This is a genomic window from Caenispirillum bisanense (assembly GCF_900230255.1).
GTDB classification, from domain to species: domain Bacteria; phylum Pseudomonadota; class Alphaproteobacteria; order Rhodospirillales; family Rhodospirillaceae; genus Caenispirillum; species Caenispirillum bisanense_A.
Genome location: NZ_OCNJ01000001.1, coordinates 240,951 through 263,830 on the forward strand (window position 1 = coordinate 240,951; position 22,880 = coordinate 263,830).

Consider the following 22,880-nt stretch of genomic DNA (forward strand, 5'->3'; position numbering starts at 1 on the left):
TTGCGATTGTAATTAGGGGGTGCTATTGAGCGTCCGATCAACTGACGCTTTTTTCGAGGGCTGCTGTGGCTGGTGTAATTGGTGCTGTCTTCGCGCTGATGGTTGCTGTCGCTGCCTTCCAGCGAATGGGGATTAATGGTCTGATTCTGCTGCTCATCGGTGGCGGGGTCGGATTCGCCCTGGGATCACTGGCAAGCCAAGGCTGGGGGATTTTTGGCGCAGTGCTTGGCGGTCTAATTGCGGTCGCGCCTATGTTCCAAGGGGGCGCCAAGGCGTGAGACTCGCCTAGGCCCGGCCTTTCTTCATCTAACCCCTGTGCCTTACCCCCTCACTCCGCCACCGCCGGCACCTCGTCGATCAGGCCGCCGAAGCGGTCGCGGAAGTAGGGGAGGGCGGCGGGCAGCGGGCCGTCGGCGGTTTCCAGGGTCGCCATCAGGTGGCGTTCGGCCGGGTCCTGCACCACCCGGTACAGGTTGCGGCACAGCAGCCGCGCCGCCGTGCCCGGCCAGTGGGGCGGCAGGACCTCGTCGGGGAGCATGGGATCGCGCAGCAGGATGCGGCGGTAGTCGTGGATCAGCAGGGTGCGCAGCACGAAGGCGTCCTGCGGGTCCGGCTGGCCTTCGGCGTCGAGCGCCCGCAACAGCGGCCGGAAGCGGTCGAGGAAGGCGTCGTAGTCGGTCTTCAGCTGGTCCAGGTCCCAGCACGCCCGCACCAGGGCCTTGAAGCCGCCCGGCCCGGTCAGGCGATGGGCGGCGGCGCGCAGCACCACCACCTTGTCGAGGGCGTCGTGTTCGCGCAGCGCCATCTCGAGCGCATCCTCGTCGGCCGCCGGGTGGGCGAGCACGTGCGGCGCCAGGGTGCCGAAGCCCTGCCACGTCAGGTCGCGGCGCAGCGCCTCGCGCACGTCGGGCTCCAGGCCGCCGCAATTGGTGTGAACCAGCACCCACTCGCGGTCCCACGGCTGGTGCGGCGCGGCGTAGATGCGGCGGTGGGCGGCCCCGAAACGCAGGCGCGCCGAATCGGTGGCGGCGTAGTAGCTGCGGCGGCCGATCTGGGTCGCCTCCAGCCAGGTGTCCTTGGTCAGGCGGAACACGGCGGTGCGCACCATGCGCTCGCCCAGGCCGAAGGGCTCCACCAGATTGATGAGGCTGCCGAGCCACACGCTGCCGCCGTGCGGCAGGATCGCGTCGCCGTAGACGGTGACGATGAGCGACTTGGCGCGCAGCGTCGTGCCGTCCAGCAGGCCGCGGGTGAGATCCTCGATCCGCTTGCTGCGTCCCATGCCCGTCCCTGGTCCCCTTGTTCCCGTGTCCCTGCCGCGCCCCGCGGCCCCGGCCGCCGAAGGTAGTCCGGGCGGCCCCGCGGCGCCAGTGCGATGCGCCGGCCCGAGATTCGGTTTGACAGCCGGAAAAGCGTTACACTAAGCTCATTGATGTGAGGTAATTCTGTGTCACTTTTCCGCGAGGGTCAAGCAGGCCCGTCCGCGCGGGGGTGTCACCGTCGCGAGCTCCGCGGGCCGGGCCGGTCCCGGGGCTCGTCTCTTCTGCGGCCTGTGACCCACTTTGACTTGTGGTTATTCAAAAGAAGGGTTTCACGGGCTGCGGCGACGGGTTAATGGTTTCATATGTAACGGTCTGGCGGATACGTCCACCGCCGCCGCAGTGACGTTACCGCCAGCCGGCGCCACCAGAACCGGGCGACAGACCCGACGGCGCCGCGCATCGAGCAAAGAACCAAGACCACGGGCCCGCACGCGACCCGCAGGGCTCGGCAACAGGGAGGTTACGAATGTCCGTCCGTCTCACCCGACGCATGGTGCTGGCCGCCGCCGCGGCCTTCGGCCTGACCGCCGCGGCGCTGCCCGGCGGTGCCGCCACGGCCGCCGAGCCCATCAAGATCGGCACGTTCCTGGCCGTCACCGGCCCGGCGTCCTTCCTCGGCGATCCCGAGCTGAAGACGCTGCAGATGTACATCGACAGCATGAACGCCGAGGGCGGAGTGCTCGGCCGGCCGCTGGAGCTGGTGCACTACGACACCGGCGGCGACCCCAACAAGGCCGTCACCTTCGTCAAGCGCCTGATCGACCAGGACGAGGTGGACGTCATCATCGGCGGCACCTCGTCGGGCGAGAGCCTCGCGGTCATGCCGCTGATGGAGCGCGCCGAGATGCCGTTCATCTCCTTCGCCGGCTCCAAGAAGATCGTCGACCCGGTGCAGAAGTGGGTGTTCAAGACCCCCCACACCGACACCATGGCCTGCGAGAAGATCTTCGAGGACATGAAGGCCCAGGGCACCACCAAGATCGCCATGATCTCGGGCACCGACGGCTTCGGCGCCTCCATGCAGGCGGAGTGCAAGGGCGTGGCCGGCAAGTACGGCATCGAGATCCTGGCCGACGAGACCTACGGGCCGAAGGATACCGACATGACGGCCCAGCTGACCAAGATCAAGAACACCGACGGCGTGCAGGCCGTGCTGAACCCCGGCTTCGGCCAGGGCCCGGCCATCGTGACCAAGAACTACCGCCAGCTGCAGATCGCCGCGCCGCTGTACCAGTCGCACGGTGTCGCCTCCAAGCAGTTCATCGAGCTGGCCGGTGACGCCGCCGAGGGCGTCCGCCTGCCCGCGGCCGCCCTGCTGGTGGCCGAGAAGCTGCCCGACAGCGACCCGCAGAAGCCCGTCGTCGTCGCCTACAAGCAGGCCTACGAGGGCAAGCACGGCGCCGGCTCGGTCTCCACCTTCGGCGGCCATGCCTACGACGGCCTGATGCTCATCACCGACGCCATGAAGCGCGCCGGCTCCACCGACAAGGCCGCCGTGCGCGACGCGCTGGAGCAGACCAAGGGCTACATGGGCACCGGCGGCGAGGTCACCTTCTCGGCCGCCGACCACCTGGGCCTGACGCTGGACGCCTTCCGCATGCTGGAGATCAAGAACGGCGACTGGGCCCTGATCCAGTAAGCCGCATCCGGCTCCGCGTCCGCCGCCCCGGACCCCGCCGCGCCCGCCGCGGCCGGGGCCGGGGACGGCTCCCGCCCTCCCAATGGCACGGCAGGACGACGACATGCTCGGCGAGTTCATGCAGTACCTGTTTTCCGGCCTCACCAGCGGCGCCATCTACGCCCTGGTCGGCCTCGGCTTCGCGCTGATCTACAACGCGAGCCACGTCATCAACTTCGCCCAGGGCGAGTTCGTCATGCTGGGCGGCATGTCGACGGTGTTCCTGTCGGCCGCCGGGGTGCCGCTGCCCGTCGCCGTTCTGCTGGCGGTGGCCGCCACCGCCGTGGTCGGCCTGGCGCTGGAAAAGCTGGCGGTGGAGCAGACCAAGAACGCCTCGGTGGTGACGCTCATCATCATCACCATCGGCGCCTCCATCGTCATCCGCGGCGCCGCGCAGGTGATCTTCGACAAGCAGTTCCACACCCTGCCGGCCTTCACGGGCGATGCGCCGATCAACGTGCTGGGCGCCACCATCACGCCGCAGACGCTCTGGGTGCTCGGCGTCACCGTCGCCATCGTGCTGGTGCTGCAGTGGTTCTTCAACCGCACGCTCTGGGGCAAGGCGATCCTGGCGACCAGCGTCAACCCGCTGGCGGCCAAGCTGGTGGGCATCAACACCAATCTGGTGCTGCTCATCTCGTTCGGCCTGTCGGCGGCGCTGGGGGCCATCGCCGGCGTGCTCATCACGCCCATCACCTCGACCAACTTCGAGGTCGGCATCATGCTCGGCCTGAAGGGTTTCTCCGCCGCCATCCTGGGCGGCCTCGGCAGCCCGTTCGGGGCCGTCGCGGGCGGCCTGATCCTCGGCATCGTCGAGGCCTTCGGGGCCGGCTACATCTCCTCCGAGTACAAGGATGCCATGGCCTTCGTCATCATCCTGCTCGCCCTGTTCTTCATGCCGAGCGGCCTGTTCGGAAAGCGGGGGACGGACCGTGTCTGACATGACCAAGGCTGAACCCACCCTGGGCGGCGGCGGCGTGGCGCGCCGGCGCGACACCGGCCTCGGCGCCCGCCTCATGCGGCCGCGCACCGGCGGCCTGCTGGTGCTGGCGGTCGTGATCTGCCTGCTGCCGCTGTTCCTGCAGAACAACTTCCAATACGACGTCGCCATCAAGATCGGCTTCAACGCCATCGTCGTCGTCGGCCTGAACCTGCTGATCGGCTATGCCGGGCAGATCTCGCTCGGGCACGCGGGCTTCCTCGGCCTCGGCGCCTATTTCTCGGCCATCACGGTCACCAAGCTGGGGTGGCCGCCGGTGCTGTCGCTGGTGCTGGCGGCGGCGGTGGTCGGCCTGCTGGCCTTCGTGGTGGCACGCCCGGTGCTGCGCCTGAAGGGCCACTACCTCGCCATGGCGACGCTCGGCCTCGGCATCATCATCTCCATCGTGCTGAACCAGGAAGCGCAGCTGACGGGCGGCCCCGACGGCATGATCGTCGACCCGTTCAGCGTGTTCGGCTTCACCTTCGCCAAGGCGTGGCAGTGGTACTGGCTGGTGGGCGGGCTGCTGTTCGTGGCGGTGTGGCTGTCGCTCAACATCATCGACAGCCCGGTCGGCCGGGCGCTGCGCGCCGTGCACGGGTCGGAGGTGGCGGCCGAGGTGGTGGGCGTCGACACCACCCGCTACAAGGTGCTGGTCTTCGTGGTCTCGGCGGTCTTCGCCTCCGTCGTCGGCTCGCTCGAAGCGCACTACATCATGTTCCTGAGCCCCAACGAGGCGAGCTTCTTCCACTCGGTGGAGCTGGTCATCATGGTGGTGCTGGGCGGCATGGCGTCGACCTTCGGCGCCGTCGTGGGCGCGGCGATCCTGACGGCGCTGCCGCAGTTCCTCACCTTCCTGGAAGACTACGAGCACCTGATCTTCGGCCTGATCCTCATGCTGGTGATGATCTTCCTGCCCAAGGGCATCGTCCCCAGCCTGGCGGCCCTTCTGAAGCGCGGAGGCGACCGATGAGCCTGCTGCAGGTCTCCAAGCTGTCCAAGGATTTCGGCGGGGTGCGCGCCATCGACGACCTGTCGTTCGACATCGGGCCGGGCGTCATCCACTCCATCATCGGCCCCAACGGGGCCGGCAAGACGACCCTGTTCAACCTCATCACCGGCGTCTACGTGCCGAGCTGGGGCGAGATCCGCTTCGACGGCAAGCCGGTGACGGGCAAGAAGCCCTTCGAGCTGGCGCGCATGGGCATGTCGCGCACCTTCCAGAACCTGCAGATCTGCCACAACATGACGGCGCTGGAGAACGTCATGGTCGGCCGTCACCTGCACCTGGACGGGCGCCTGCTGCCGTCGCTGTTCCGCCTGCCGCGCATCGGCCGCGCCGACCGCGCGGCGGAGGACCAGTGCCGCGAGCTGATGGCCTTCGTCGGCCTGGAGAAGTACTGGGACTGGGACGCCGACGCCATGCCCTACGGCGCCCTCAAGCGCCTGGAGATCGCCCGCGCGCTGGCGGCCGAGCCGCGCCTGCTGCTGCTCGACGAGCCGGCCGCCGGCCTCAACGATTCCGAAAGCCGCGAGATCGACGAGGTCATCAAGAAGGTGGCGGCGCGCGGCGTGACCGTGGTGCTGGTGGAGCACGACATGAAGATGGTCATGGAAATCTCCGACCACATCCTGGTGCTCGACTACGGCCGCAAGCTCACCGAGGGCACGCCGCAGGAAGTGCGCCAGAACCCCGACGTCATCGCCGCCTATCTCGGCCACGCCGCCTGACGGAGACGCCCTTTATGCTGCTGGAAGTGACCGGACTGAAGAGCGCCTACGGCCGTATCGAGGCCCTGCACGGCATCGACATCCAGGTGAAGGAAGGCGAGTTGGTGGCCCTGGTGGGCGCCAACGGGGCGGGCAAGACCACCTTCCTGCGGGCGCTGTCGGGCGTGCAGCCGGCCAGCGCCGGCACCATCCGCTTCGACGGCGTCGACATCGGCCGTGCCAAGCCGGAAAAGCGGGTGGAAATGGGCATCTGCCAGGTGCCGGAAGGGCGCCAGGTGTTCGGCCCGCTGGCGGTGGAAGACAACCTTCGCCTCGGCGCCTTCCGCCGCAAGGGCAAGGACGTGGAGGCGGACCTGGAGAAGGTCTACGACACCTTCCCGATCCTGAAGAAGAAGCGGAACGAGGCCGCCGGCACCCTGTCGGGCGGCCAGCAGCAGATGCTGGCCATGGGCCGCGCGCTGATGGCCCACCCGCGGCTGCTGCTGCTCGACGAACCCAGCATGGGCCTCGCGCCGTTGCTGGTGGGCGAGATCTTCAACATCGTGCAGATGCTGCGCGAGCAGGGCACCACCATCCTGCTGGTGGAGCAGAACGCCTTCTCGGCGCTGGCCATCGCCGACCGCGGCTACGTGATCGAGACGGGCAGCATCGTGCTGACCGACACCGGCGAGGCGCTGCTCGCCGACGACAAGGTGAAGGCGGCCTACCTTGGGCTGTGACGGGATGGCGGTGTATGGCGGAGAGGGGCGGGCGGGGTGCATGAAGGGGCGGGCGTCGGCGGTTGACGCACCGCGCCCCTTGCCGCCGCGCCGGGCTCCGCTCTTTCCCCCCTGTCATGGCCGGGCCCCGACCCGGCCATCCACGGCGTCACCGCCGTCGGCCAGAGGGGCGCTGCCCTCCACGGCCCCCGTCCGGGGAGCCGTGGATGCCCGGCTCGAGGCCGGGCATGACACAGAAAAGGAGGGCCGGGTCGGGTGCCGGGCGCCATCCGCTCACGCGCCTCGCCCCTGCCGTCCACGCCCGGCACCGCCCTCTCCCCCCTGTCATGGCCGGGCCCCGACCCGGCCATCCACGGCGTCACCGCCGTCGGCCAGAGGGGCGCTGCCCTCCACGGCATCTGTCCGGGGCGCCGTGGACGCCCGGCTCGAGGCCGGGCATGACACAAAAGAAAAGGGCCGGGCAGGGTGCGGGACGGGCCGGGCGCCACCGCCGCCCACGGCCCCCGTACACGCCCACCGCCGCCACCAAGACACGTCCTCGACGACACAGGAGACCAACCGATGACCCCCAAGACCTTCGCCTCCACCGGCGACCTCGGCGAGAAGACCATCACCTTCGCCGAACTGGGCCGGGGTGCCTATGCCTTCACCGCCGAGGGGGACCCCAACACGGGCGTCATCGTCGGCGATACCGGCGTCATGGTCATCGACACCCAGGCGACGCCGCTCATGGCGCAGAAGGTGATCGCGGAAATCCGCAAGGTGACCGACAAGCCCATCACCCACATCCTCATGACCCACTATCACGCGGTGCGCGTGCTCGGCGCAGCGGCCTACGAGGCGCACACGGTCATCGCGTCCAAGCGCACCCACGAGATGATCGTCGAGCGTGGCCAGCAGGACTGGGAGAGCGAGTTCGGCCGCTTCCCGCGCCTGTTCCAGGGCCACGAGACCATCAAGAGCCTGACCTGGCCGACGGTGGTGTTCGACGGCAAGATCACCGTCGACCTCGGCAACCAGCGGGTGGAGATCTGGAACCCCGGCCGCGGCCACACCCAGGGCGACACCATCGCCTGGCTGCCCGACCAGAAGATCCTCTACGCCGGCGACCTGGTGGAGTACGGCGCCACCCCCTACACCGGCGACGCCCACCTGCGCGACTGGCCGCACACCCTGCAGGCCCTGCGCGACCTGAAGCCCGCCAAGCTGGTTCCCGGCCGCGGCGACGCCCTGCACAGCCCCGAGCAGTGCGACGAGGCCATGGCCGGCACCCAGGCCTTCCTGACCGACCTGTTCGAGACGGCGCAGCAGGGCGTGAAGGAAGGCAAGGACCTGCAGCAGATCTATCGCATGGCGCGCGAGAAGATGGACCCGAAGTACGGCCACTGGGTCATCTACGACCACTGCATGCCGTTCGACGTCGCCCGCGCCGTGGACGAGGCGCAGGGCCTCGACCGTCCCAACATCTGGACGGCCGAGCGCGACAAGGAAATCTGGGCGATGGCCGAAGCCTGAGCCGGCCCGCAGACCGCCCCGCCGCCCGGGACCGCGCCGGCCTCAGCGCCGGCGCTTCTTGGGCGGCTTCTGCATCTTCTGCGGCATGCCGCGGCGGGTGGAGGGCGGATTGGGGGCGGTGGGCAGTTCCAGCTCGCTCGCCTCCAGCCGCTTGATCTCGTCGCGCAGGCGGGCCGCTTCCTCGAACTCCAGGTCGGCGGCGGCGGCGACCATGCGCTTGCGCATGTCGTCGATGGTGGCGCGCAGGTTGTGGCCGACCATGTGTGGCATGTCCGGGTCGCCCGTCGACACCGTGACGTAATCGTGTTCCGACACGTCCGACAGCACGTCGGAAATGCGCGCCTTCACCGATTCCGGCGTGATGCCGTGGGCGGCGTTGTAGGCCTGCTGCTTCTCGCGACGGCGGTTGGTCTCGTTGATGGCCCATTCCAGGCTGTCGGTCATCTTGTCGGCGTAGAGGATGACGCGGCCCTCCACGTTGCGCGCCGCGCGGCCGATGGTCTGGATCAGCGAGGTCTTGGAGCGCAGGAAGCCTTCCTTGTCGGCATCGAGGATCGCCACCAGGGCGCATTCCGGGATGTCGAGCCCCTCGCGCAGCAGGTTGATGCCGACCAGCACGTCGAAGGCGCCGAGGCGCAGGTCGCGGATGATCTCGATGCGCTCCAGCGTGTCGATGTCGGAGTGCATGTAGCGCACCCGCACGCCCTGCTCGCCGAGGTATTCCGTCAGGTCTTCCGCCATGCGCTTGGTCAGGGTGGTGACCAGCACGCGCTGGCCCTTGGCGGCGCACTGGCGCGCCTCGTACAGCAGGTCGTCGACCTGTTTCTCGACCGGGCGGATGGTGCAGACGGGGTCGATGAGGCCCGTCGGGCGGATCACCTGTTCGGTGAAGACGCCGCCGGTCTGCTCCAGTTCCCACGGGCCGGGGGTGGCCGAGACGAACACCGTCTGCGGCCGCATGGTGTCCCATTCCTCGAACTTGAGCGGCCGGTTGTCCTTGCACGACGGCAGGCGGAAGCCGAACTCCGACAGGGTGTGCTTGCGGGCGTAGTCGCCGCGGAACATGCCGCCGATCTGCGGCACGGTGACGTGGCTTTCGTCGACGAAGCACAGCGCGTCTTCCGGCAGGTACTCGAACAGCGTCGGCGGCGGCTCGCCGGGGCTGCGGCCGGTGAGGAAGCGGCTGTAGTTCTCGATGCCTTTGCAGTGCCCGGTGCTTTCCATCATCTCCAGGTCGAAGGTGGTGCGCTGTTCCAGGCGCTGCGCCTCTAGCAGCTTGCCGGCGCTGGTGAGTTCCTCCAGCCGCGCCTTCAGCTCCGCCTTGATGCCCTTGATGGCCTGCGACAGGGCGGGGCGGGGGGTGACGTGGTGGCTGTTGGGATAGATGGTCAGCTGCGTCATGCTGCCGCACTTCTCCCCCGTGAGGGGATCGAACTCGGTCAGCGCCTCGATCTCGTCGCCGAACAGCGAGACGCGCCAGGCGCGGTCCTCGTAGTGGGCGGGGAAGACCTCGATCACGTCGCCGCGCACCCGGAAGGCGCCGCGCGAGAAGGCGGCGTCGTTGCGCTTGTACTGCAGTTCCACCAGTCGCTTGATGAAGTCCTTGCGGTCGAGCGTCTGCTCGACGGCAAGCTTGATGGTCATGCGCGAGTAGCTTTCCACCGAGCCCAGGCCGTAGATGCACGACACCGACGCGACGATGATGACGTCGCGCCGCTCCAGCACCGCGCGGGTGGCGGCGTGGCGCATGCGGTCGATCTGCTCGTTGATGCTCGCGTCCTTCTCGATGTAGGTGTCCGTCCGCGGCACGTAGGCCTCGGGCTGGTAGTAGTCGTAGTAGGACACGAAGTATTCGACGGCGTTGTCGGGGAAGAAGGCCTTCATCTCGCCGTAGAGCTGCGCCGCCAGCGTCTTGTTGGGCGCCAGCACCAGCGCCGGGCGGCCCGTCTCGGCGATCACCGATGCCATGGTGAAGGTCTTGCCCGAGCCCGTGACGCCCAGCAGCACCTGGTTGCGCTCGGCCTCCCCGATGCCCGCCGTCAGCTCGGCGATGGCCTGCGGCTGGTCGCCGGCGGGGGTGTAGTCGGAGGCGAGGCGGAACTCGGCACGCGGCCCGGCGGCCGGGCGCTCGTACATGGGCAGGACGACGGTCATGACGGGCGGGCACCCTTCGTTCGGTCATTGTTCACGACCGCCAAGGTGGACCGAACGGCCGCCGCGATCAATAGCGGAGCGGCACCGTGATGACCATGGCACCGTTTTCCGGCGCCGCGAAGGCGGCCTCGTCGAAGGCGGCGTGGCGCGGATCGGCGGCGTTGGAGACGCCCTCGCCCTCGATGACGAAGAACCCGAGCGCCCGGTCCAGCCGGCCGTTGCCGTTTTCGTCGTGCAGCACGCGCACGGCGTAGCGGCGGCCCGGCTCCAGCCCGTCGAACACGGCGGTGACGCGGCCCGGCGCCGCCGGCAGGTCCTGCACCTGGGTGGGGGCGGTGCCGTCGGGCTTTTCGAACGACTCGGGGCTTTCGAACAGGGCGACGCGCACCATGCCGCGATCGCTCTCCACATGCTCGGCCCGCACCTTGAGGCGCACGCCGTCGCTCAACGACGCCGACTGATCGGCGGCGGCGATGGCGGGGACGACCGGGGCGGCGACGGCGAGGATGGCCGTCAGGGCGAGCGGACGGAGGGGGATCCGGCAGCGGAACATGGGCGGCGCGTCACGTCGGGTGGCAGGGCGGGGAACGGCCCGTGTGATGCCCCCGAACCGTGGCGAGAGTATGGCAGAGGCGTCAGTAGTGCAGGCGGATGCGCACCGTGGCGCCGGCCTCCGGCACACTGAACGACGCCGTTTCCCACCGCGGGCGGCTGAGCGGGCCGGCGCTGTTGGAGACGCCCCAGCCCTCGCTCGGCAGCAGGCCGAGGGCGCGGTTCAGCTCTCCGTTGCGGTCGGCGTCGTGGTAGACGGTGACCGCATAGGTGCCGGGCGCCACATCGGCGAACACCGCCGTCACCTCGCCGGGGGCCGCCGGCAGCACCAGCCGGGTCCGTTGCTTGCCCGTCTCGCCGAAGGTCTCCGGGCGGTCGAACAGGGCGATGCGCAGGTCGCCCCGGTCGTCGCGGACACCTTCCACCGTCACCGTAAGGCCGGCGGCCCATGCGGACGGCGCGGCGGCGACCGCGAGGCAGGCGGCGAGGGCGAGGGTGTGGGCGGCGCGGGGCATGGCTGCGGTGTCTATCGAAAGGGGTGGCGTGTCCTCTTTTCGATCGCGACCATGGCAGCAGTGTGGCGAGGGCGCGCGCGGGCGGCTATGGTGGCGCGCGCAACAGGGAGTTCCGCGCCATGCCGCAGCCGGCCCGCCAGGCCTTCCCCGCCGCCGTCGTCTCCACCGGCTCCAGTTCCGAGGGCTGCCGCCGCACCGGCCGCTGCCGCGCCTGCACGGTCCGCGCCAACGCGCTGTTCGTCGACCTGCCGCTGGACGAACTGGACCGCATCGCGCCGAGCGTGCCCGACCTGGTGGTGCCCGCCGGCCAGCGGCTCTACGACGGCGGCGACTGGCCCAACGCCCTGTTCATCGTCCGCCGCGGCGTCGTGAAGCTGGAGCAGTACCTGCCCGACGGCAGCTACCGCATCGTGCGGCTGGCGCGGCGCACCGACATCCTGGCGCTGGAGTCGCTGCTGGAGACGGCCTGCGACCACACCGCCGTCGCCCTGACGGAGGTGGAGGTCTGCCGCGTGCCCCTGCCGGTGGTGCGCCTCGTGATGGAAAAGCAGGCGTGGCTGGCCGAGCGCATGATCCACCACTGGCACCGCGCCGTGCGCAACGCCGACGTCTGGCTCACCCACTACGCCACCGGCAGCGCCCGCCAGCGCATGGCGCGGCTGCTCGGCGACCTGCACGACCTGGAGACGGCGGCGCTGCCGCCCAACTCCGGCCGCCCGGCGGTGGAACTGCCGTCGCGCGACGACGTCGGCGCCATCCTCGGCATCACCAAGGAAACCGCGAGTCGCCTCGTCGCCGACTTCCGCCGCGCCGGCCTGTTGGTGAACGTCGGCCCGCGCCACGTGCGGGTGGACCGGGCGGGCCTCGCCGCCATCGCGGACATCGACGGCTGACGAGCCGTGCCTGCCAACGACGGCTGACGTAGCGTCCGTCGCGTCGGGGCCTTGCACCCGGCCCGCGGCGGTCGTAGTGTCTGCACCGTTTTCGCCCGCCGTTCCGGCAGCCTTTCGACAGCCAGAGGGAACACCATGTCGATCATCGCCAAGCGCCTGTCCGCCATCAAGCCGTCGCCGACCATCGCGGTGACCCAGAAGGCCGCCGAGCTGAAAGCGGCCGGGCGCGACGTCATCGGCCTCGGCGCCGGCGAGCCCGACTTCGACACCCCCGACAACGTCAAGGCCGCCGCCAAGGCCGCCATCGACCGCGGCGAGACCAAGTACACCGCGGTCGCCGGCACGCTCGCCCTGCGCAAGGCCATCTGCGCCAAGCTGGAGCGCGAGAACGGCCTCAAGTACGTGCCCGACCAGATCACCGTCGGCTGCGGCGGCAAGCAGACCATCTACAACGCCATCATGGCGACCGTGGAAGCGGGTGACGAGGTCATCATCCCGGCGCCGTACTGGGTCAGCTACCCCGACATCGTGCTGCTGGCCGGCGGCACGCCCGTGTTCGTGGAATGCGGCGACAACTCGGGCTTCAAGCTGACGCCGGACGCGCTCGAGAAGGCCATCACGCCGAAGACCAAGTGGCTGGTGCTGAACTCGCCGTCCAACCCGACGGGCGCCGCCTATTCCGCCGCCGACCTGAAGGCGCTGGCCGACGTGCTGCTGAAGCACCCGCACGTCTGGATCATGACCGACGACATGTACGAGCACCTCGTCTATGACGGGTTCGAGTTCGCCACCATCGCCCAGGTCGAGCCCAAGCTCTACGACCGCACGCTGACGCTGAACGGCGTGTCCAAGGCCTACAGCATGACCGGCTGGCGCGTCGGCTATGCCGCCGGCCCGGCCGACCTCATCAAGGCCATGAACAAGATCCAGAGCCAGTCGAGCACCCACACCAGCTCGGTCAGCCAGGCCGCCGCCGTGGAAGCGCTCAACGGCCCGCAGGACTTCCTGGCCGAGTGGCGCACGGCCTTCGCCGCCCGCCGCGACCTGGTGGTGAAGATGCTGAACGAGGCCGAGGGCCTGACCTGCCGCACCCCGGAAGGCGCCTTCTACGTCTACCCGTCGTGCGCCGGCGTGCTCGGCAAGAAGACGCCGGACGGCCGCGTGATCGAATCCGACAGCGACTTCGCCGAGGCCCTGCTGGAAGCCGAGGGCGTGGCGGTGGTGCAGGGCGTGGCCTTCGGCCTGTCGCCCTACTTCCGCATCTCCTACGCCACCAGCGAAAAGGCCCTGACGGAAGCCTGCACGCGCATCCAGCGCTTCTGCGCCGGCCTGAAGTAAGACCGGTCCGCCGGTAACGGGAAAGCCCCGCAGGCCGGTGACCCGACCGCGTGGAAATCGCAGCCAGCCTGGATTGATAGTCCAGGCTGGCTGTGCCTTTTCCGGCGCGGCAGCCGATCAGGCCAAACCGGGCATCGGTGATCGATCTTGACGAGGTATGGAATTTTCCCTACTTCTTGAGTCGTCAGTTGGGAGCCCGGCCATGAGTGACCCCGCAGTCATCGCACGCACCTGTGCCGTCAGTCGCAAGGGGCAGACCACCTTGCCTTTGGCGGTCCGGCAAATCCTCGGCGTCCGTGACGGCGGACAGGTCGTAGTGCGCGCCGAGGGGCGTCGCGTCATCATCGAGCCAGTCGAAGCGGAACATCGCGACCCGGCCATCGGCGCCTTCCTGCGGCTGATTGCCGACGATGTCGCCGCCGGCCGCAACATCGGTGTCCTGCCCGACGATCTGCTCCAGACCCTCGAAACCATCCTTCACGACGTCGACGTGGATCTCGACGAGCCTATCGAGGGCGACGTGTGTCTCTGACGGTCAACGGCTGGACACTGCGGTTCCACGGCATGATGATCGGCCAGATCCGCGCCCTGGCCGAGGCCTTCCAGCGGGCGCGAGCCAACGACCCGAGCGGGTATCGCCGCAATGCGAACGTTCGCGTGCTGGCGGCCATCGCGAAGCTGGTCTTGTCGACCATCCCTCAGGACCCAGGCCATGCCAACTGTCGCATCGGCAACACCATGGGGGATGAGTATCGCCATTGGTCGCGGGCCAAGTTCGGCCAGCGCTTCCGTCTGTTCTTCCGCTACGACAGCCGCGCCAGGATCATCATCTTCGCATGGGTCAACGACGAGACCACGTTGCGGGCGCGCGGCAGCAAGACGGATCCCTACACTGTCTTCAAAGGCATGCTGGATCGAGGTAATCCGCCGGACACGTGGAACGACCTCATGGCGGCCGCCGGGGATTTGCCATCCGAACTACAGGCGGCGCTGCAGAACGCCGGTGCGGCGGATCGGGAATAGTCCGAACCGCTACACCGACCGCGTCTGCAGGGCGCGTTTGAAGGACGCGCGGTCGTCCTCGCGCGAGAAGTAGATGGTGATCGTCTTGGTCACCAGGTCGTCGGCGATGGCCTCCACCTGCACCTGCCAGTCGCCCATGCAATAGCGTTCGAGCCAGTGTTCGATCTGGTCGAGGGTCTTGCGAGTCGTCAGCTTGGTGGCGCAGCGGGCGTCGATGGTGCTCGGGGTCATGCAGGTCCTCAACGGGAACGCGGGGGGACGCCTTCCTCTTTCCGCCCATGTGGGGACAAGCGGGCGCCCGCCGGCAGTGACGCCCGTCACAGCATGGCCCGATGCCGCGAGACCTGTCCACCGCGAAAGGGTGGGGGCGAGCGCCCGCTATCCCGCCCGCCGCGCCGCCACCGCCGACAGCACCGCGCCGGCCAGGGCTGCCGCCACCACGGCGACGATGAAGCCGTGCGGCATCCACAGGGTCAGCGCCCCGCCGGCGGCGGTCGGGCCGATCATGGCGCCGGCCTGGTAGAGGATCAGGAAGGCGGCGTTGGCGACGGCCAGGTCCTGCGGCGGCGTGCGCTCGCCCAGGATGGCGAGCCCGACGGTGTAGAAGCCGATCAACAGCCCGCCGCACAGGAACACCACCGCGAAGCCGAACCACCCCGGAGTCGCCGCCGCCGGCAGCGCCAGCGCGCAGACGGCGAAGGCGAGGCACAGGCCGACCAGCAGCGTGCGGCGCGGCAGGCGGTCGGCCAGCCAGCCGATGGGGAACTGCAGCACGATGCCGCCGATCATCAGCAGCGTCAGCGACCGCAGCGCCAGATCCGTCTCCGCGCCGCCGGCCAGCAGGTAGTTGGGCAGCAGCGAGAAATGGCTCATTTCAAGCAGCCCGCCCAGGAAGGCGCCGGCCATGGCCGCCGGCACCCGCCGCACCACGCCGAGGATGCCCGTCTCGGGATGCGCCGGCAGGGGCGGCGCGAGGCGCGCGGCGGCGATGATGGGCACCGCCGCCAGGGCGACGCCAATGGCGCCCACCAGGAAGGGCGGCCAGCCCGTCGTGCCCACCGCCTCCAGCACCAGCGGCCCGACGGCGAAGCCGCTGAACAGGGCGATGGAATAGAGCGCGATCATGCGGCCGCGGGCGGCGTCGCTGGTGACGGTGTTGATCCACGTCTCGCCCACCAGCCACGGCAGGGCCAGCCCGGCGCCCATGAAGAAGCGCAGGGCGATCCACGGCCCGATGCCGGGCAGCAGCTTCATGAGCAGGAAGCCGGCCGCCACCACGAAGCAGCCGAGCGTCATGGCCGGCACCGCACCCAACCGCCCCACCAGCCGCGGGAACACCGGCAGCAGCAGGAAGATGGCGAGCGCCGGCATGCTGCCCGCGAGGCCGGTCAGCCACGCCGGGGCGCCCCAGGCCTCGAAGGTCAGCGAGGTCAGCGGGTAGCCGATGCCGTAGGAGATGCCGACGCCGAAGGACGACACCACCACGGCCCCGATGCTGAGCACCCGCTCCACCGGGGTGAAGGCGGCGGCGGTGCAGGAGGATGCGGGCTCGGTCATGGCGTCAGTCCTGCGGTGTGCCCGGCGGCATGAGCACCGCCCGGTCGTCGCCGGTGCGGGCGTCGAGCGTGCGGTAGACCCCGGTGCCGAAGCGGTAGAAGTGGACGCAGGTCTCGCGCCCCTGCCCGATGGCGTCCCAGCGGGTGCAGAGCGCATTGCCGTCGCGCCGCCACGCCCCGGCGCTGTCGCCGCCGCCGCTGCCGTCGCGCCGCGTCCAGGTGATGCGGGCGCCGCCGCCGGGCGTGAAGGTCTGGGTGCCGGTGGAGCCGGGGGCGCGGAAGTCCCACGCGGCGCCGCCGTCGACCAGGGCCGCCAGCTCGTCGGCCGTCAGCACCCGGTCGCCGCCGCCGTCCTGCGCGGTGGCGGCGGGCGCGGCGGCGAGCAGCAGCGCCGCGAGCAGCACGACGGCCGGGCGATGGCTTCGCATCATGTCTTTCCGTGCTCCGTCTCTTACTGGGTCGCGCCGCCGCTGGCCGTCTTCAGCGTCACGACCTCGCCGGCGATGAGGAAGGTAACCTCGCCGTTCTTCGCGCGGTAGGTCCAGGTCTCGATGGGGCCGAGCTTCTGGATGTCGTCGGGCTGGCCCAGCGCCTCGCGCAGCTGGGCCTTGGTCTCGACCGTCTCGGCCTTGGTCAGCAGGTCCTCCTTGCTCGGCTCGCAGGCGGCGAGCGGCAGGGCGAGGGCGACGGCCAGGGCGGGGACGAGGAGGCGGCGGAACGGCATGGTCGGAGTCCGGATCGAAGGGGGAACGGGCGTCACCATGGCGCGTGGCGCGGCTCTTCGCAACCGCGGAAGACTCGCAATCCGGCCCTGGAACCGTTAAAACAAGGACTTGCGCCCATTGTGCAGGGCGTCAACGAATGCGCAACCTTCGTCGCCTATCCTTCATCCCTCAGGTAGAGAACGCCAGGCCGACCGATGAAATTCACCGGAACCGAGAACTACGTCGCCACCGAGGATCTGATGGTGGCCGTCAACGCCACCGTCACGCTGCAGCGGCCGCTGCTGGTGAAGGGCGAGCCCGGCACCGGCAAGACGGTGCTGGCCCAGGAAGTGGCGAAGGCCCTCGGCCTGCCGCTGGTGTCGTGGCACGTGAAGTCGACGACCAAGGCGCAGCACGGCCTCTATGAATACGACGCGGTGTCGCGCCTGCGCGATTCGCAGCTGGGCGACGAACGGGTGCACGACATCCGCAACTACATCCGCCCCGGCAAGCTGTGGGAAGCCTTCACCCGCGAGGGCGGCTGCGTGCTGCTCATCGACGAGATCGACAAGGCCGACATCGAGTTCCCGAACGACCTGTTGCAGGAACTCGACCGCATGGAATTCTTCGTCCACGAGACCGGCGAGACGGTGAGCGCCGCCACCCGCCCCGTGGTCATCATCACGTCCAACAACGAGAAGGAGCTGCCGGACGCCTTCCTGCGCCGCTGCTTCTTCCACTACATCCGCTTCCCCGACGCCGAGACCATGCAGCGCATCGTCGACGTGCACTTCCCCGCCGTGAAGGCGGCGCTGGTGCGCGAGGCCATGGCCGTGTTCTACGACCTGCGCGAGGTGCCGGGGCTGAAGAAGAAGCCGTCCACCAGCGAGCTGCTCGACTGGCTCAAGCTGCTGGTGGCCGACGACCTGTCGCCCGAGGCGCTGCGCGCCAAGGACGTCAAGACCATGCTGCCGCCGCTGCACGGCGCCCTGCTCAAGAGCGAGCAGGACGTGCATCTGCTGGAGCGTCTGGCCTTCCTCGCCCGCCGCGAGAAGCGCTGAACCGAAGGCCAGGGGGCCGCAAGGGGAGACCGAGGGGATCGACGGGAAACATCGGGGCATCATGCGCACCACCATGCGATCCTTGCGCTGCTTCGTCCTCGCTGCCGCCTGCGGGCTGGCGGCGCTGCCGGCGTTCGCCGCCGAGGCGAAGCCGCGCCCGAAGGACGAGCCGCCCCCGGTGACGGAGCGCGAAGCCATTCTCGCGCCCACCCTCGACGGCATGTTCCGCGACAGCCTGCTGCGCGAGAACGACGGCCGGCTGCCCGGCTACGTGCAGAACCGCGACGGCATCACGCTGCTCGGCCCGGCCGCCCCGCCGCCTGCACCAGCACCAGGGTTCGAGCCGCCGCAGGTGGTCTACGAGATCGAAGGCCCGACGCCGCCGCCGCCGTGGGAAGAGGTGGTGGGCGCCGTCGCCCGCAACGCCGCCGAGCCGGCCCACGTGGCCGAGGTGGAGCGCCTGGCCGACGAGGGCACGCCGGAGGCTGTGGAACTGCTCGCCTGGATGCGCGCCAACGGCTCGGGCGTTGCCCGCGACCTGCCGGAAGCGTTCAAGCTCTATGCCCGGGCGCACCAGCTGGGCGTGCCCAATGCGCGCGAAAACGCCATCGCCGTCTACAAGTCCATGTCGGAAAGCGAGCAGCAGGCGGCCCGCCTGCCGTTCTAGGCCACCCGGACAGTGCGGAGTCCCATGTTCGTTAAGCTGTTCACCGCCCTGCGCGAGGCCGGCGTGCCGGTCAGCCTCAACGAATACCTGACGCTGCTGGGGGCGGTGCAGAAGGGCTGCGCCCATTTCTCCGTCGACGACTTCTACTACCTGTCGCGCGCCGCCCTGGTGAAGGACGAGCGCCACCTCGACCGCTTCGACCGCGTGTTCGGCACCGTGTTCGAAGGGCTGGAGGGCGGCGGCGACGCCGACGAGCTGCTGGCCCAGATCCCCGAGGAATGGCTGCGCAAGCTCGCCGAGAAGTTCCTCACCGACGAGGAGAAGCAGAAGATCCAGTCGCTCGGCGGCTGGGACAAGCTGATGGAGACCCTGAAGGAGCGCCTGGCCGAGCAGAAGGAGCGCCACCAGGGCGGCAGCAAGTGGATCGGCACCGCCGGCACCAGCCCCTTCGGCGCCTACGGCTACAACCCGGAAGGCATCCGCATCGGCCAGCACGAGAGCCGCCACCGCCGCGCCGTGAAGGTGTGGGACAAGCGCGAGTTCAAGAACCTCGACGACACGGTGGAACTCGGCACCCGCAACATCAAGGTGGCGCTGCGCCGCCTGCGCCGCTTCGCCCGCGAGGGGGCGGCGACGGAGCTGGACCTGGACGACACCATCCGCTCCACCGCCCACCACGGCGGTATGCTCGACATCAAGATGGTGCCGGAGCGCCACAACACCGTGAAGGTGCTGCTGTTCTTCGACATCGGCGGGTCCATGGACGACCACGTGCGCACCTGTGCCGAGCTGTTCTCGGCCGTGCGGACCGAGTTCAAGCACCTGGAATACTATTACTTCCACAACTGCGTGTACGAATACGTCTGGCGCGACAACGCGCGCCGGCACGCCGAGCGCATCCCGACGTGGGACGTGCTGCACACCTACGGCTCCGACTACAAGCTGATCTTCGTCGGCGACGCCGCCATGAGCCCCTACGAGATCGTCTATCCCGGCGGGTCAGTGGAGCACTGGAACGAGGAAGCGGGGGAGGTGTGGATGCGCCGCCTGCTGGCGACCTGGCCGCACGCCGTCTGGCTCAACCCGACGGAGCAGCGCTACTGGCAGTTCACCCAGTCGACGCAGATGCTGCGCCAGATCATGGACGGCCGCATGTTCCCGCTGACGCTGGAAGGCCTGGACGCCGCCATGCAGGAACTGAACCGGTAGGGCTGGGCGGAACTCGGTGCAGCGCGGCCGGAGTGCGGCGCTGCACCGCGTCCCGGCGGCGGTGTTACTTGCGCAGGCTCGACTGGTAGCCCTGTTCCATCCGCATGACGGCCTGTTCGGCGCGCTCGGCGGCGGCGGCGGCGCGTTCGGCGGCGGCCTGGGCGCGCTGGGCGGCCTGCGTCGCGGTGGCGGAGCCTTCCATGGACTGCTGGTGGACGGTGCCGATGGCGTTCTTGCCCGGGACGTTCGGGTCGTTGACGTCGTTGGCGCAGGCGGCCAGCAGCAGGACCGCGGCGGCGGGGATGATCACGCGCATGAAGGAACTCCTTATCAATCGCTTGAAGGGCACACGATCAACGGTTTACGGGGCTGTGCGTGGCGAGAAAAACGCAGGGCGAGGCGACTTTTTGCGGGTGGTGGAGCCGCCGCCGGCAGGGCCCCCGGCCGTCGCCGGACGAGGGCCCGCCTGTCCGCGGACAGGATCCGGGGGGAGGCATCCGACGGCGCCGCCTGCCGCCGGCCCGGGTGGGCCCGCGCGCGGAACAGCCCCAGGGGCTGGTGACGGCGACAGGACCGTCACTGTCGACAGTCTACAGCAGTCGACGACCGCGCCTGCGGTTCGATGGGGTTAGGCGGAAGGTCGTAAAACGCGGCGCGCGCCGTGGCGTGTCAGGCGCGGCCCGGCATGCGCTCGACCACGGCGTCGATGTCGAGGCCGCACAGGTCGTAGCCGCGCTTGAAGTCGACCATATGCTTGTGCATCCACAGCCGCGCCGTTTCCACGTCGCGGGCCTTGAGGGCGTCGACGATGTACTGGTGCGCCTGCACCACGCGGCGGCCGGCGACGGCGCTGCTTTCGGGGCGCTCGAACAGCACCTTCACCGCCGGGTAGAACAGCAGCGAAATGGGCTCGCGCGCCAGCAGCAGGGCCTTGTTGCCGGTGGCCTCGGCGACCAGGGCGTGGAATTCCACGTCGAGATCGGTGAGCGGCGTGCCGGCATCCAGCGCCGCCTTCATTTCCCACAGGTTGCGGTTGAGCGCGTCCAACTCGGCGTCGGAGGCACGGTCGCAGGCATCCACCGCGGCCTGCGGCTCCAGCACCATGCATACCTCCCACAGCTCGCGGAAGGTGACGCGCTGCATGACCATGGCGCGGGAGACGCGCGGCGCCAGCTCGGTGTAGTGGGGCAGGTTGACGTGCAGCCGGCGGCCGGCCTCGCGCCGCACCAGGCCCGACTGTTCGAGCAGGCGGATGCCCTCGCGCACGGTGGAGCGGTTCACGCCGAACTGCTCGGCGAGCGCCGTTTCCGTGGGAAGCTGGTCGCCTTCCTTCAGGCGTCCGCTCAGGATTTCCTTCTCGATGGCCTCGTACACCACCTTGTAGGCGGGCGACACCTCGAGGCGCGCGAAGGTCTGGGTCATGGGCTGGCGTTCCTCTCCCTCGCCGGAGTCGGGGGCTCCGCCCCGTTCTCCGCGAGGGGCCGAGAATATCGCCCCGGCCGTGGGACCACAAGCGGAACGCCGTCGGCGCTCCGCCGGCCGGTCACGCCACCTGCGCCGCGCTCGCCGCCTTGGCGTCTTCCAGGATCATGTCCGACGCCTTCTCGGCGATCATGATGACCGGCGAGTTGGTGTTGCCCGAAGTGATGGTCGGCATGATGGAGGCGTCCACCACCCGCAGGCCGGCCAGGCCCTTCACCCGCAGGCGCGGGTCGACCACGGCGGCCTCGTCGGCGCCCATGCGGCAGGTGCCGACCGGGTGGAAAATGGTGGTGGCGATCTCGCCGGCGCCGCGCCACAGCTCGTCGTCGGTCTGGTACTTGGGGCCGGGCTTGAACTCCTCCGGCTTGAAGCGGGCCAGCGCCGGCTGCTGCACGATCTGCCGGGTGATCTGCACCGAGCGCGCCGCCACCCGCCGGTCGCCGTCCGTCGACAGGTAGTTGGGGCGGATGGACGGCGGGGCGAAGGGATCGGGGCTCTTGATGCTCACCCAGCCGCGGCTTTCCGGGCGCAGGTTGCAGACGCTGGCGGTGAAGGCGGGGAAGGGGTGCAGCGGCTGCCCGAAGGCGTCCAGCGTCAGCGGCTGGACGTGGTATTCCAGGTCGGGCGTTTCCAGCGCCGGGTCGGACTTCACGAAGGCACCCAGCTGCGACGGCGCCATGGACATGGGGCCGCTGCGGAACAGCACGTATTCGAGGCCGATGCCGAGCTTGCCGACCAGGCTGCCGGCGCGCTCGTTCAGCGTCTCGACGCCCTGGACCTTGTAGGCGCAGCGCACCTGCAGGTGGTCCTGCAGGTTGCCGCCGACGCCGTCGCGCTCCAGCACCACGGGGATGCCGTGTTCCTGCAGCAGGCCGCCGGGGCCGATGCCCGACAGCTGCAGGATCTGCGGGCTGCCGATGGCGCCCGACGCCAGGATCACCTCACCGGAGGCTTCGGCGAAGGCGTCCTGGCCGTCCACCGACAGCTCGACGCCGGTGACGCGGCCGTCGACGATGCGCAGCTTCTTCGCGTGCGCCTTGGTGACGACGCGCAGGTTCGGGCGGTTCAGGGCCGGGCGCAGGAAGGCCTTGGAGGTGTTCACCCGCCAGCCGCCGCGCTGGTTGACGTGGAAGTAGCCGACGCCCTGGTTGTCGCCGGTGTTGAAGTCGTCGCAGGCGGGGATGCCGAACTGCACCGCCGCCTCCTTGAAGGCGTCCAGGATGTCCCACCGCAGGCGCTGCTTCTCGACGCGCCACTCGCCGCCCTCGGCGTGCCAGTCGCCGATTGCACAGGCGGCCTGGTCCTGGCTCTTCTTGAAGTAGGGCAGCACGTCGTCCCACCCCCAGCCGGGGTTGCCGAGCTGGCGCCAGTGGTCGTAGTCGGCGCTCTGGCCGCGCATGTAGATCATGCCGTTGATGGACGAGCAGCCGCCCAGCACCTTGCCGCGCGGGTAGTTGAGGGCGCGGCCCGCCAGGCCCGGCTCGGCTTCGGTCTTGAAGCCCCAGTCGGTGCGCGGGTTGCCCATGCAGTAGAGGTAGCCGACGGGCACGTGGATCCAGATGTAGTCGTCCTTGCCGCCCGCCTCGAGCAGCAGCACCGAATGGCGCCCGTCCTTCGACAGCCGGTTGGCGAGCACGCAGCCGGCACTGCCGGCGCCGACGATGACGAAGTCGAAGCTACCCAGATGCATGGCGACCGATCCTCCCTGGACGCACGTGGACCCATTCGCGGGGTCGTTTGTATGCAAGTTTAGGGGAGCCGATGCGGCGGGGGAAGGGGCAG

General features: G+C 69.5%; 24 protein-coding genes. 13 read left to right on the plus strand and 11 right to left on the minus strand.

Annotated elements, in window-relative coordinates; all coding sequences use genetic code 11:
- Nucleotides 1–328: 328 nt before the first annotated feature.
- The gene (gene paaX, locus CRP50_RS01215) at nucleotides 329–1,282 is read right to left on the minus strand and encodes a phenylacetic acid degradation operon negative regulatory protein PaaX (protein WP_097277151.1); all 954 of its coding nucleotides are present in this window, start codon (nucleotides 1,280–1,282) and stop codon (nucleotides 329–331) included.
- A gap of 506 nt (nucleotides 1,283–1,788) precedes the next feature.
- Between paaX and CRP50_RS01220 the strand changes: the two genes are divergently transcribed.
- The 6 genes from CRP50_RS01220 (at nucleotide 1,789) to CRP50_RS01245 (ending at nucleotide 7,944) form a co-directional block, all read left to right on the plus strand.
- Entirely contained in the window at nucleotides 1,789–2,961 is a 1,173-nt protein-coding gene (locus CRP50_RS01220; RefSeq protein WP_176524974.1) for an ABC transporter substrate-binding protein, read from the plus strand.
- A gap of 103 nt (nucleotides 2,962–3,064) precedes the next feature.
- Entirely contained in the window at nucleotides 3,065–3,940 is an 876-nt protein-coding gene (locus tag CRP50_RS01225) for a branched-chain amino acid ABC transporter permease (protein WP_097277751.1), read from the plus strand.
- A 76-nt stretch (nucleotides 3,941–4,016) separates the two neighbouring features.
- Entirely contained in the window at nucleotides 4,017–4,952 is a 936-nt protein-coding gene (locus tag CRP50_RS01230; RefSeq protein ID WP_097277752.1) for a branched-chain amino acid ABC transporter permease, read from the plus strand.
- The gene (locus tag CRP50_RS01235) at nucleotides 4,949–5,710 is read left to right on the plus strand and encodes an ABC transporter ATP-binding protein (protein WP_097277153.1); all 762 of its coding nucleotides are present in this window, start codon (nucleotides 4,949–4,951) and stop codon (nucleotides 5,708–5,710) included. The genes CRP50_RS01230 and CRP50_RS01235 overlap by 4 nt, the downstream gene beginning before the upstream one ends.
- A gap of 17 nt (nucleotides 5,711–5,727) precedes the next feature.
- On the plus strand, nucleotides 5,728–6,429 hold the full coding sequence (locus tag CRP50_RS01240) for an ABC transporter ATP-binding protein (protein ID WP_322090840.1): 702 nt from the start codon (nucleotides 5,728–5,730) through the stop codon (nucleotides 6,427–6,429).
- Between the two features lie 561 nt (nucleotides 6,430–6,990).
- Nucleotides 6,991–7,944, plus strand: a complete 954-nt coding sequence (locus tag CRP50_RS01245; protein ID WP_097277155.1) for an MBL fold metallo-hydrolase — start codon at nucleotides 6,991–6,993, stop codon at nucleotides 7,942–7,944.
- A 42-nt stretch (nucleotides 7,945–7,986) separates the two neighbouring features.
- Here CRP50_RS01245 and uvrB read toward each other — a convergent pair whose 3' ends face one another.
- The 3 genes from uvrB to CRP50_RS01260 form a co-directional block, all read right to left on the minus strand.
- Nucleotides 7,987–10,098, minus strand: a complete 2,112-nt coding sequence (uvrB, locus tag CRP50_RS01250) for an excinuclease ABC subunit UvrB (RefSeq protein WP_097277156.1) — start codon at nucleotides 10,096–10,098, stop codon at nucleotides 7,987–7,989.
- 67 nt (nucleotides 10,099–10,165) lie between these two features.
- On the minus strand, nucleotides 10,166–10,651 hold the full coding sequence (locus tag CRP50_RS01255; RefSeq protein ID WP_097277157.1) for a DUF2141 domain-containing protein: 486 nt from the start codon (nucleotides 10,649–10,651) through the stop codon (nucleotides 10,166–10,168).
- A gap of 82 nt (nucleotides 10,652–10,733) precedes the next feature.
- Nucleotides 10,734–11,165: a DUF2141 domain-containing protein gene (locus CRP50_RS01260; RefSeq protein WP_097277158.1), complete on the minus strand. Its 432-nt coding sequence runs from the start codon at nucleotides 11,163–11,165 to the stop codon at nucleotides 10,734–10,736.
- 119 nt (nucleotides 11,166–11,284) lie between these two features.
- Here CRP50_RS01260 and CRP50_RS01265 point away from each other — a divergent pair, with 119 nt between their 5' ends.
- The 4 genes from CRP50_RS01265 (at nucleotide 11,285) to CRP50_RS01280 (ending at nucleotide 14,419) form a co-directional block, all read left to right on the plus strand.
- On the plus strand, nucleotides 11,285–12,058 hold the full coding sequence (locus CRP50_RS01265; RefSeq protein ID WP_245913327.1) for a Crp/Fnr family transcriptional regulator: 774 nt from the start codon (nucleotides 11,285–11,287) through the stop codon (nucleotides 12,056–12,058).
- 135 nt (nucleotides 12,059–12,193) lie between these two features.
- On the plus strand, nucleotides 12,194–13,396 hold the full coding sequence (locus tag CRP50_RS01270; RefSeq protein ID WP_097277159.1) for a pyridoxal phosphate-dependent aminotransferase: 1,203 nt from the start codon (nucleotides 12,194–12,196) through the stop codon (nucleotides 13,394–13,396).
- Nucleotides 13,397–13,598: 202 nt separating this feature from the next.
- Entirely contained in the window at nucleotides 13,599–13,928 is a 330-nt protein-coding gene (locus tag CRP50_RS01275; RefSeq protein WP_097277160.1) for a type II toxin-antitoxin system PrlF family antitoxin, read from the plus strand.
- A complete protein-coding gene (locus CRP50_RS01280; RefSeq protein ID WP_097277754.1) occupies nucleotides 13,925–14,419 on the plus strand; it encodes a type II toxin-antitoxin system YhaV family toxin in 495 nt (164 codons plus the stop codon). Before CRP50_RS01275 ends, CRP50_RS01280 begins: the two co-directional genes overlap by 4 nt.
- Before the next feature lie 9 nt (nucleotides 14,420–14,428).
- On the opposite strand, the gene CRP50_RS01285 is transcribed toward CRP50_RS01280, so the two are convergent.
- From CRP50_RS01285 to CRP50_RS01295, 4 genes are all read right to left on the minus strand, one after another.
- Nucleotides 14,429–14,650: a hypothetical protein gene (locus CRP50_RS01285; protein ID WP_097277161.1), complete on the minus strand. Its 222-nt coding sequence runs from the start codon at nucleotides 14,648–14,650 to the stop codon at nucleotides 14,429–14,431.
- 147 nt (nucleotides 14,651–14,797) lie between these two features.
- Nucleotides 14,798–15,976 carry an MFS transporter gene (locus tag CRP50_RS01290; RefSeq protein ID WP_141415045.1) on the minus strand — a complete coding sequence of 393 codons (1,179 nt, stop codon included), beginning with the start codon at nucleotides 15,974–15,976 and terminating at the stop codon, nucleotides 14,798–14,800.
- Between the two features lie 4 nt (nucleotides 15,977–15,980).
- Entirely contained in the window at nucleotides 15,981–16,406 is a 426-nt protein-coding gene (locus tag CRP50_RS24960; protein WP_141415046.1) for a hypothetical protein, read from the minus strand.
- Nucleotides 16,407–16,426: 20 nt separating this feature from the next.
- Complete coding sequence (locus tag CRP50_RS01295) at nucleotides 16,427–16,699, minus strand: hypothetical protein (protein ID WP_097277163.1); 273 nt, start codon at nucleotides 16,697–16,699, stop codon at nucleotides 16,427–16,429.
- 195 nt (nucleotides 16,700–16,894) lie between these two features.
- Here CRP50_RS01295 and CRP50_RS01300 point away from each other — a divergent pair, with 195 nt between their 5' ends.
- The 3 genes from CRP50_RS01300 to CRP50_RS01310 all read left to right on the plus strand — a co-directional run bounded on the left by CRP50_RS01300 (nucleotide 16,895) and on the right by CRP50_RS01310 (nucleotide 19,616).
- Nucleotides 16,895–17,740 (plus strand): AAA family ATPase, encoded by an 846-nt coding sequence (locus CRP50_RS01300; protein ID WP_097277164.1) that lies wholly within the window; start codon nucleotides 16,895–16,897, stop codon nucleotides 17,738–17,740.
- A 61-nt stretch (nucleotides 17,741–17,801) separates the two neighbouring features.
- Entirely contained in the window at nucleotides 17,802–18,407 is a 606-nt protein-coding gene (locus tag CRP50_RS01305) for a sel1 repeat family protein (RefSeq protein WP_097277165.1), read from the plus strand.
- Nucleotides 18,408–18,431: 24 nt separating this feature from the next.
- A complete protein-coding gene (locus CRP50_RS01310) occupies nucleotides 18,432–19,616 on the plus strand; it encodes a vWA domain-containing protein (RefSeq protein ID WP_097277166.1) in 1,185 nt (394 codons plus the stop codon).
- 64 nt (nucleotides 19,617–19,680) lie between these two features.
- Here the strand turns inward: CRP50_RS01310 and CRP50_RS01315 are convergent, their stop codons facing one another.
- The 3 genes from CRP50_RS01315 to CRP50_RS01325 all read right to left on the minus strand — a co-directional run bounded on the left by CRP50_RS01315 (nucleotide 19,681) and on the right by CRP50_RS01325 (nucleotide 22,788).
- Entirely contained in the window at nucleotides 19,681–19,932 is a 252-nt protein-coding gene (locus CRP50_RS01315; protein ID WP_097277167.1) for a hypothetical protein, read from the minus strand.
- A 353-nt stretch (nucleotides 19,933–20,285) separates the two neighbouring features.
- Nucleotides 20,286–21,038 (minus strand): FadR/GntR family transcriptional regulator, encoded by a 753-nt coding sequence (locus CRP50_RS01320; protein ID WP_097277168.1) that lies wholly within the window; start codon nucleotides 21,036–21,038, stop codon nucleotides 20,286–20,288.
- Between the two features lie 121 nt (nucleotides 21,039–21,159).
- A complete protein-coding gene (locus CRP50_RS01325) occupies nucleotides 21,160–22,788 on the minus strand; it encodes a GMC family oxidoreductase (RefSeq protein ID WP_097277169.1) in 1,629 nt (542 codons plus the stop codon).
- Nucleotides 22,789–22,880 lie beyond the last annotated feature (92 nt).

Excerpts from the sequence above, each read along its gene's own strand:
- paaX (WP_097277151.1), bottom strand. The coding sequence starts at position 1,282 with ATGGGACGCAGCAAGCGGATCGAGGATCTCACCCGCGGCCTGCTGGAC.
- CRP50_RS01220 (WP_176524974.1), top strand. The coding sequence starts at position 1,789 with ATGTCCGTCCGTCTCACCCGACGCATGGTGCTGGCCGCCGCCGCGGCC.
- CRP50_RS01225 (WP_097277751.1), top strand. The coding sequence starts at position 3,065 with ATGCTCGGCGAGTTCATGCAGTACCTGTTTTCCGGCCTCACCAGCGGC.
- CRP50_RS01230 (WP_097277752.1), top strand. The coding sequence starts at position 4,017 with ATGCGGCCGCGCACCGGCGGCCTGCTGGTGCTGGCGGTCGTGATCTGC.
- CRP50_RS01235 (WP_097277153.1), top strand. The coding sequence starts at position 4,949 with ATGAGCCTGCTGCAGGTCTCCAAGCTGTCCAAGGATTTCGGCGGGGTG.
- CRP50_RS01245 (WP_097277155.1), top strand. The coding sequence starts at position 6,991 with ATGACCCCCAAGACCTTCGCCTCCACCGGCGACCTCGGCGAGAAGACC.
- uvrB (WP_097277156.1), bottom strand. The coding sequence starts at position 10,098 with ATGACCGTCGTCCTGCCCATGTACGAGCGCCCGGCCGCCGGGCCGCGT.
- CRP50_RS01255 (WP_097277157.1), bottom strand. The coding sequence starts at position 10,651 with ATGTTCCGCTGCCGGATCCCCCTCCGTCCGCTCGCCCTGACGGCCATC.
- CRP50_RS01260 (WP_097277158.1), bottom strand. The coding sequence starts at position 11,165 with ATGCCCCGCGCCGCCCACACCCTCGCCCTCGCCGCCTGCCTCGCGGTC.
- CRP50_RS01265 (WP_245913327.1), top strand. The coding sequence starts at position 11,285 with ATGCCGCAGCCGGCCCGCCAGGCCTTCCCCGCCGCCGTCGTCTCCACC.
- CRP50_RS01270 (WP_097277159.1), top strand. The coding sequence starts at position 12,194 with ATGTCGATCATCGCCAAGCGCCTGTCCGCCATCAAGCCGTCGCCGACC.
- CRP50_RS01275 (WP_097277160.1), top strand. The coding sequence starts at position 13,599 with ATGAGTGACCCCGCAGTCATCGCACGCACCTGTGCCGTCAGTCGCAAG.
- CRP50_RS01285 (WP_097277161.1), bottom strand. The coding sequence starts at position 14,650 with ATGACCCCGAGCACCATCGACGCCCGCTGCGCCACCAAGCTGACGACT.
- CRP50_RS01290 (WP_141415045.1), bottom strand. The coding sequence starts at position 15,976 with ATGACCGAGCCCGCATCCTCCTGCACCGCCGCCGCCTTCACCCCGGTG.
- CRP50_RS24960 (WP_141415046.1), bottom strand. The coding sequence starts at position 16,406 with ATGATGCGAAGCCATCGCCCGGCCGTCGTGCTGCTCGCGGCGCTGCTG.
- CRP50_RS01295 (WP_097277163.1), bottom strand. The coding sequence starts at position 16,699 with ATGCCGTTCCGCCGCCTCCTCGTCCCCGCCCTGGCCGTCGCCCTCGCC.
- CRP50_RS01300 (WP_097277164.1), top strand. The coding sequence starts at position 16,895 with ATGAAATTCACCGGAACCGAGAACTACGTCGCCACCGAGGATCTGATG.
- CRP50_RS01305 (WP_097277165.1), top strand. The coding sequence starts at position 17,802 with ATGCGCACCACCATGCGATCCTTGCGCTGCTTCGTCCTCGCTGCCGCC.
- CRP50_RS01310 (WP_097277166.1), top strand. The coding sequence starts at position 18,432 with ATGTTCGTTAAGCTGTTCACCGCCCTGCGCGAGGCCGGCGTGCCGGTC.
- CRP50_RS01315 (WP_097277167.1), bottom strand. The coding sequence starts at position 19,932 with ATGCGCGTGATCATCCCCGCCGCCGCGGTCCTGCTGCTGGCCGCCTGC.
- CRP50_RS01320 (WP_097277168.1), bottom strand. The coding sequence starts at position 21,038 with ATGACCCAGACCTTCGCGCGCCTCGAGGTGTCGCCCGCCTACAAGGTG.
- CRP50_RS01325 (WP_097277169.1), bottom strand. The coding sequence starts at position 22,788 with ATGCATCTGGGTAGCTTCGACTTCGTCATCGTCGGCGCCGGCAGTGCC.